This is a genomic window from Mesorhizobium sp. M7A.F.Ca.CA.001.08.2.1, from assembly GCF_003998455.1.
GTDB classification, from domain to species: Bacteria; Pseudomonadota; Alphaproteobacteria; order Rhizobiales; family Rhizobiaceae; genus Mesorhizobium; species Mesorhizobium ciceri.
On the sequence record NZ_RZPW01000665.1, the window covers coordinates 1 to 3515 of the forward strand.

The following is a 3515-nucleotide window of genomic DNA, read 5'->3' on the forward strand; positions in this document are numbered from 1 at the left end:
ACCCGATCGCGCCCGCGACCGCCTTCAGGAAGGATCCGGCGGCTGTCATGATGGCCAACAGGCGTGGGTTCGCCTATCCGGTCAGTGCATGTACTCGACCATGCGATCGTGAAAACACTCGCATTTGTTGAGGGTGTCTTCGTCCTTGTAGTTCGTCTTCAGGTAGCCGTAAGCCATGCCGCAGGCGACCTTGGCTTCCGATGCCCAGACGAAGACGGGCCGGGACGAGTTGATCCACTCTGAGCTGTTGGCGGCGGCAACCGACTCGTCCATCAGCTTCACAACCTCCTGCTTCAGATCGACGATGTTGTCGTTCAAGACCAGATTGGACGTGCCGACGACCCGGCAATAATCGCCTGTCGGACCTTCGATGATGTCGGCGGCATACCCCGTCGACCCGACTGCCAGCAACAGCGTCGCAGCGGAAACAAGCAGTCTTGCAGAACGTTTCATGTTGAGCTCCCCTAGATATTAGCGACGTATAACATAATCACATGGCCCCGCGCTATGCCGTTAGATCGTTACCGTGTGTTGTACATGCGCCGTGTCGTCGTAGAGTATCGTGATCGTGCCCGCGGCAGGTCCGTTCTGCAACTCGGCAACGGCCACGAAATTGGCCGCATTGCCCGAACCATCAGTGTCGACGCTCAGCGTCTTGGTGCTGGTGTCGTAGTGCACGTAGTCGGCAATGGTCCCTGCAGCCTTGTCGAACAGCGCGCTCAGGTCGATTTTATCGCCCTCACCACCTGGGCCGGTGCCGTGGTAGTCGGTGATGAGATCCTTGATATCCAGGTGCTCGAGCTTGAACGTGTCGGCGCCCGCACCGCCGGACAGTATGTTGTAGCCCGTGGCGGTGACGAGAATGTCATCGCCCGGTCCGCCCGACAGGATATTGGGGTCATAGGTGGAGTCACCGGTAAGCGTGGCCTGGTGCCCATCATTGGCGTCGACAACGATGTCGAAGCCATGACTGGCCTTGTCGCCGTCGCCATCCACGACATCGACGTTGAAGTGCAACCCGACGTCGTGGGGTATCTCGGTGGCGGTCGTCACGCTGGTAGTGGTACCGCCAATAAGCAGTCCTGTGTTGCCGGTATTGATAATGGAGACTCCATACATCAGGCTGGCCGAGCTGATGTCTAGAACGCCGTTGACAATGTTCATGCTACCCTGATCGTGGGCAATTCCATTCTGATCATAAGTAATCACATTAACAGCATAGCTGCCTGTCATCTGCCCGCCGTTAGACCCGTTCAAGAAATTGATCATGACATGATCCATGCCAACCGCGGTTGTTGGGTGGGTTGCAGAGTTTTTGTCGCCATCTCCCTGAAGGAACTTCAACGTTATCGATTCTTTATTGTCCAATGTTTGTCCGGATCCTACACCCAAACCGTTGTTGTTTGAGTTTATTGTCGCCTGGCTGCCAAGAGTCGTACCTGAAACCCACCCTGAATTTCCAGTAAAAAGTATATCCGTATGAAGGGGAGTTGCCACGTTGTTCTTTACAGCTATTTGCTCAAGATAGAGGCCATAATTGTTGCCACCAAAGCTCCCAGCGTTGGTTGCTGTCGTATCTGTTACCACTATCGTGGGTGCGGGATTGATCACCTCAAAGTTGTAGGTGCCATCCGCCTTCATCGTGACCGTGAAGTAGGGCTGCGTACCCGCGGCGTCGAAGAACGCAGTGTATTTGGCCGTGCCGGTAGCAGCGTCGTAGGTCGACGTTGAATGGTCGATTTGTGTTACGCTCGCCTGATTGGCCAGTGAGATCGCAATCGCCGACAGTCCGTCGGCACCAGGCGTGTATGACCAGGTTCCGACATGCGAGCCGGCAGCGTTGGCAACAATCTGGCTCTCAATAGAGGCAATCGCAGGCACGTCATCGACGACGTCGATCTTGACCGTGCCGGTCACAGTGTTGCCGTTTGCGTCCTTTGCCGTGTAGGTGAAGCTTTCCGCACCCGTCAGCGTGTTGGCTCCCTGGACCGCGCCGCTGTTGAACGGCGATGTCAGCGTATAGGTCCAGGCGCCGCTGGTCTGCAGCTGGAATATGCCATGCGCTGTCGTCGTGGAGATCGGCGTGTAGGTAATGCCCGTGCCCGCCACATTGAGCTGGCCCGTCACCGTCTCGGCGGTGCTCGGCGGGTTGGAGCCCGTCACCGCGCCGTGACCGAGGTCGCCTGGATCGGTCACCATGTCCAGCGCCGCTTCGTTGACCTGGCCGGTCTGGTTGATGGGGGTCAGCGTCACGTTCGCGACACTGATGGTCAGCGTCGTCGTCGACAGATCCCCGTCGCCGTCCTTGATCGTGTAGACGAACGTGTCGGTCGCGTTCGCCGAGATCTTGTCCGCCGTCGCCTTGTATATATACGCGCCGTTCGCCTGCAGCGTCAGTGTGCCGTACAGGCCGATGATCACCTGATTGACACCGCCACTCACCGGGTTCGCCGTATTGTTGCCGGCGGCAACGCCGACCACCGCGCCGCTGGCCGCATAGCCGTCAGCACCGGGCACGTCATTCAACAGGACGCCGTTGGCCGCATCCACATTAAGCGTCGCGCCTTCCGTCACATTGCCGATATCGAGGTGTGCCGTCGGCACGTCGTCGACGATGGTGACGACGATGTTGCCGCCGCCGTGGGTGCCGCCGATACCGTCGACCGCGACCGCAACGGTGTCGATGATTGTCGTGTCGTGACCCGTCGCCTTGTCGTGGGTCTGCGCGGCATTGAGCGTGTAGCTGTAGGTGAAGTCGGCCGACTTGCCGTCCGCCGCAGCCGTCACGCCGGTGATCTTCAACGTGCCGTCGGGCGTGTTGATGGTCTGGTTGAGCCAGGCATTCAGCGCGTGGGTCTGGCCGCCGATGGTCACCGTGGCGATGCCGTCGGTCGCCGTGACCTTGAACGCGCCGGTGTCGGTCTCGCTGGTGTCGGGGGCCGAGGTCAGGCCGTGCTCGTACACGACGCTGGCGGCGCCATTGGCATTGGCATCGTTACTCGGCGTAACCACCACCGTGGCGTTGTCGTCGGCGCCGTTGATGGTGAACGTGATGGTCTTGGTGTCGGCGTCGCTGTCATGGTCGGTCAGCGTGTAGCCGAACGACACGTTGATCGCATCGCCGTTCTTCAGCGCCTGCGTCGCCGGCTTGCTGTTGTCCAGCACGAAGCTCCAGGTACCATTGGCGTTCTGCGTCAGCGTGCCGTAGTCGGCCAGGACGATAGGGTTGCCGCCCAGCGTGGCGGTCGCCGCGCCCCAATTCACCGAGCCAGCCGCCGCCGGGCCGTCGGCGCCGAACGTGTTGCCGTAGTCGGTCGTGACGTTGCCGCTGACAGTGGTCGTGGCGCCGTCTTCGGTCAGCGCACCGGCATTCACATTGTGCCCCACAGGCACGTCGTCGACGATGGTGACGACGATGTTGCCGCCGCCGTGGGTGCCGCCGATACCGTCGACCGCGACCGCAACGGTGTCGATGATTGTCGTGTCGTGACCCGTCGCCTTGTCGTGGGTCTGCG

Annotated in this window: 2 protein-coding genes; both read right to left on the reverse strand. The window is 60.1% G+C overall.

Annotated features, from left to right (window positions below; genetic code table 11):
- Nucleotides 1-81: 81 nt before the first annotated feature.
- Nucleotides 82-453, reverse strand: a complete 372-nt coding sequence (locus EN914_RS28605) for a hypothetical protein (RefSeq protein ID WP_024505134.1) — start codon at nt 451-453, stop codon at nt 82-84.
- Nucleotides 454-513: 60 nt separating this feature from the next.
- The coding region (locus tag EN914_RS28610; RefSeq protein ID WP_127244331.1) for a VCBS domain-containing protein at nt 514-3515 on the reverse strand (3002 nt) is incomplete at its 5' end.

What these genes read in the sequence shown, in the direction of transcription:
- EN914_RS28605 (WP_024505134.1), bottom strand. Translation starts at nt 453, where the DNA reads ATGAAACGTTCTGCAAGACTGCTTGTTTCCGCTGCGACGCTGTTGCTG.